6 protein-coding genes are annotated in these 4,469 nt (G+C 47.5%); all 6 read left to right on the top strand.

The window, feature by feature from the left end; translation table 11 throughout:
• Positions 1 to 187: DUF6043 family protein (locus JX312_RS14140; protein WP_239653880.1), on the top strand; the 187-nt coding region annotated here is incomplete at its 5' end.
• A 181-nt stretch (positions 188 to 368) separates the two neighbouring features.
• Complete coding sequence (locus JX312_RS09600) at positions 369 to 683, top strand: helix-turn-helix domain-containing protein (protein ID WP_025077230.1); 315 nt, start codon at positions 369 to 371, stop codon at positions 681 to 683.
• A gap of 5 nt (positions 684 to 688) precedes the next feature.
• Positions 689 to 2,101, top strand: a complete 1,413-nt coding sequence (locus JX312_RS09605) for a DUF3987 domain-containing protein (protein WP_204457839.1) — start codon at positions 689 to 691, stop codon at positions 2,099 to 2,101.
• Between the two features lie 32 nt (positions 2,102 to 2,133).
• Positions 2,134 to 2,301, top strand: a complete 168-nt coding sequence (locus JX312_RS09610; RefSeq protein WP_204457840.1) for a hypothetical protein — start codon at positions 2,134 to 2,136, stop codon at positions 2,299 to 2,301.
• A gap of 360 nt (positions 2,302 to 2,661) precedes the next feature.
• Positions 2,662 to 3,042 (top strand): hypothetical protein, encoded by a 381-nt coding sequence (locus JX312_RS09615; RefSeq protein ID WP_107032255.1) that lies wholly within the window; start codon positions 2,662 to 2,664, stop codon positions 3,040 to 3,042.
• Complete coding sequence (locus JX312_RS09620) at positions 3,039 to 4,421, top strand: relaxase/mobilization nuclease domain-containing protein (RefSeq protein ID WP_204457841.1); 1,383 nt, start codon at positions 3,039 to 3,041, stop codon at positions 4,419 to 4,421. The genes JX312_RS09615 and JX312_RS09620 overlap by 4 nt, the downstream gene beginning before the upstream one ends.
• Positions 4,422 to 4,469: the final 48 nt, after the last annotated feature.

Here is a 4,469-nt window from a genome sequence, read left to right on the forward strand (position 1 = left end):
GATATTATCCGCCACATTCCCTGACTGCAAAATCGTCGGCGAGCGTCAGGTGCAGANGAGCGTAAACACGCTACAAGATTTATCTCCCAATCGTAAGCGATTTATCAAAGACGAGCCAGAACATCGCTTCGCTATTGACTCTATAAAGACCGATGTTTTACGAATTGACCCAGATGGAGTAGACTGAAATAGCCTCTTTTCGATTCGTTTGATTCGTTTTATAGTTCGCGAACTTAACGAACCATCAATTCTTTTTAATCCAAGAAATTACGCTATACTTTTGCGCCATCGTTCCATTTCGGAGCGGTGGCGTTTCTGTCTTATGCCGCCAGTAGAAGCGTCGAACAATGTCGGCAATCAAAACAAAAATGCGAGATTTATTAGATATGCTCAATGAGGGTCGGGCCCATGTCAAGGTAGAGATGAACGCCGAAGACCTCAAAGCATTTTCGGAGGACTTGATCCGCCGCGCAAAGGATGAACTCGGCTCGATGGTCGAGGCAGCCAAGAAAGAACGTATGCTCACCAAAGCCGAGGTAAAGGAACTCTTTGGCGTATGCGATGCCACACTCTGGCACTGGGCAAATAAAGGTATCCTCAAACCTGTCAAGACCGGCAACAAGATTATGTACCCGGAATATGAGGTACGCAAAGCCCTCGGACAACGTAACATCAATATCTGAGCATCATGAAAGCGAATGGCTATTATAACCATCCACGTTTTCCGATGGAAGCCGGATGTGGATTGATCGAGGAGGATAGCATTGCCTTTACCAGCGATTCCGGTAAAACTACCGAAACTCCTTCTTTCCCTTTGGAGATATTTCCGAAAGCAATCCGCGACATAATAGAGGCTCTTGAGGAGTATGAGAACTATAATGTCGATTTCACTTCGGCTTCATTCCTTACAGTATTCGCGGCTGCTATGGGCAACACTTGGTCAGTCCGCTTCATGACAGGATGGGTAAGCCGACCGATAATCTACATGGTGCTTGTAGGCTCGCCGAGCTGCGGCAAGACTCCGCCATTGCAACAGGCGGTCGCACCTCTTCTCAAACTCGACGGAGAGTATGACATGATCTACTGCAAGGAGATGGAAACCTACCGCCGATGGGAACGCATGTCGGCAAAGCAGCGTGAGAGACATTCTCTTCCTGAAGAAATGAAGATGCCTAAGCGAAAATGCCATGTAGTGGTTGATTCCACCGTAGAGGCTCTTATCGGAGCTTTGCGCGACAATCCGCGCGGAGTGCTGATTTACAAGGATGAGATAGACAGCCTTCTTTCCAATTTCAACCGCTACAACGGTTCGGACGAGGGCTACTTTCTCTGTCTGTTCAGCGGTACGCCTTTCAAGTACAGCCGAAAGTCAAACAACGAGCATATCTTCCTCGCCAATCCCTATTGTTCTATTATTGGCACTACACAGCCCGGTCGTCTGGGCGAACAGTTCGGCGGCAAGCGAATGATGAATGGCTTTTCATCTCGATTCCTGAAAGTCTATCCCGAAATTGACAAGATGCCGTCGTGGAACGACACCGCCATGCCTGACAGCGTTCTTGAAGAATGGGAGCGAATTATCCGAAAGGTGGTAGCCGCTACTCCTTCAACAGACCAAGAGGGAAAAGCAACCTCAATAGAGCTACTGTTTTCCCAAGAGTCGAAGCTCCGCATAATTCAGTGGAAAGACGAGGTCAATAACAAGGTCTATGCTGAAACGGATTCGGATGCTGTCAGGGCGTTGTGCGGCAAACTGGAAACTTATCTCGTCCGCTTCTGCCTGGTCATACAGATTATGCACTGTATCTGTGGAGAATCGGGCATGGATAAAATTGAACCGGGAACTGCCGAACTCGCCATCAGGCTCACCGAATATTTCAGAAACATGGAGAGCCGGATTGCACCGGAGATTGAAACCGGTATCCTTGACAACCGGTTCACCGAGTTACTCGGAAACCTCAGGGATTCGTTCACCACAGCCGAGGCAGTCAGGGAAGCCCTGCAACTCGGAATCTCGGAATCTTCGGTCAAGAGATTCCTAAGAGACGGAGGCCGAGGATTCGTGAAGAAAAAGTCACACGGTTGCTATCGCAAAATATGACCCATGCGCTGACACTATGAACTTTTGACATTATGACATTTTCGACCGAGGTCGAACTGACTGAGATACCCCGGTTGCTCACGCCTGATTTGGAGTATAAACCTTGCTCTGCAAGATATGCCGCTTGTGTCCACAACGGCTATCCCGCCTCCCCCGAGGTGAGGGTCAATCCCGCTCGAAACTCGCAGTCTTTTATCTAATGATACATTGTCCGTGAACGATGATAGACTGAAAAATGAATGATGAAAAACTGAAAATCTGCGGTTGATATATTATCAAGCAACACATTTATCATGAACCGTGATACTTCGGTTAATCGGTCATCGTCACATTGGATAATCGATACATTGGATAATATGATAATGAGCCATTGGACAATAAGTCATCGGGTAATGGAGCATTGGATAATCAGACAATCGAGACAACCAGATATTATATCATCAAGGTATCAGTTCATCAAATCATCAAGCAATCATTATACCAAGTCATATAGTCTTCATTGTATCAGATATTCAATCAACCAATCTATCAAACCATAATATCTTAAAAAGTTAATCTCTATGCCGGATAAAAAATCCATCACTATAAAAATACGTGTCGATTCGCAGACCCACGCAGAAATGCAGTCAAGAGCCGACCGATACACCGACGGTAATCTGAGTGCGTTTGTACGTTGTGCCACACTCAAATATGAAGAGCAGCCGATGGCTGACCGAGACAATCCCCGTATGATTGCTTTGATCAAGTCCGCTATCAAGCTCATCGAAAGGACCGGCACCAACACCAATCAGGTTGCAAAGCACATCAACGAGCAGCAGAAAATGAATCCTTACTCGTTGCGGGCGGCAGATCTTCTTCCCTTCGGTCTGTTTTGCGAGGGTACAGATAAAATCCAACAGATGCTGACATACCTCTATAACATGATAATATCAGGAAAATGATAGTCAAGAAACTCAACGATGTGTCCGGCGGCGGTTTCCCCGGCGCTCGATATAACGAGAAGAAGATTGCTGATGGTGTGGCAACCCTTATGGCGATGGAGAATGTCAGCGAGGCGTTGCGCCACAATGTCGAGACGCTGCACCGCTTCGGCCTTGATGCCTCGGCTGAAGTCGAGAGGTATATGAAAGAAAACTCTAAGACCTACGGCAATACAAAGACAACACGTTTCCAGTTCCACGTGTCGGCCTCCGTGAAAGGACGCGCCATGTCGCCGGAAGAACTTACCGACTTTGCGCGTGAACTTATGGAGGGTATGGGCTATGCCCGTCAGCCGTATTTTGTTTACGCCCACCATGATACCGGCAACAACCATGTGCATATTCTCTCGACGAGAATAAAGCCTAACGGTTATGCCATTTCTGACCATCAGGACAGGCGCAGGCTTAACGAGTGCGCAAATCGCATACTCTCTCCTGACATCAAGAAAGATATCGACCGAATTCTCGGCTACGACTACGAAACGGAGGGGCAGTTTGCCAATATCGTCAAGACTCATGGTTACAAGATAGAGAAATCGCTCGATGGCTACCGACTGTTCAAGTGTGGCGGCAATGCCGGAAATATCGCCATCGGCGACATTCTCAATCGAATCACCAAAAACAGCCCGAAGCGCAAAGACCGCGCTACGCAGCTTCGCGCTATAATCCGGAAATACAAGGGCGAGATAGCCGAGGGAAAATGTCAAAATGTCGATAATGTCAAAGTGTCAAAAGGTAAGAAGCGAAAGCCGGTAAAAGCAAAACTGAATACCGACATCCGCAAAATACTTGACAACCACGGCAAACCGTTGAGCGAGGAGAACTGCCAGCGCATACAGACTCTTATCGATGTTCTCAAGACAAAGTTTGGTATAGACATCAGTTTTCAGAAGGACAAGGACGGCAGGGTGAGAGGCTACAGTATAATCGACCATGCCGAAAAGATTGCCTTCGACGGCAGCAAGGTGATGAAACTGTCGGAGCTTATTGATTTCGCCATCAAACCACAAAGGAAACCATCGCCGCTTGACGTGTACCGCGACCTGTTCACTGTCGAGGTGGGCAAAGACAGCAGAGGGAACTATATGCTCATCAATGTCAAAGACGGCTCGACGTACCGCAAACCAATCTCACCGAGGCAGTACGCATGGTATAACGGCGTGAAAGACGACGAGCGCGAAGATGTAGGCCTGACAATAGCGGCCACGATGTTCTCCGAGGAGATACTGACCGAATATCTCATACGCTATCCTATACACAACCATCAAGAGAGGATAAAGGGCATGGCAGTTGTCAAACATAGAAACGGCAACTCACTAGTGTCTCTTAAAAAGTGTTAATCAAATTCGAGGTCAAGAGTTGGATGGCAATTTGCTATTTGTGCTGGC

The sequence above is a fragment of the Barnesiella sp. CU968 genome (assembly GCF_905219685.1).
Classification (GTDB): Bacteria; Bacteroidota; Bacteroidia; order Bacteroidales; family Muribaculaceae; genus Lepagella; species Lepagella muris_A.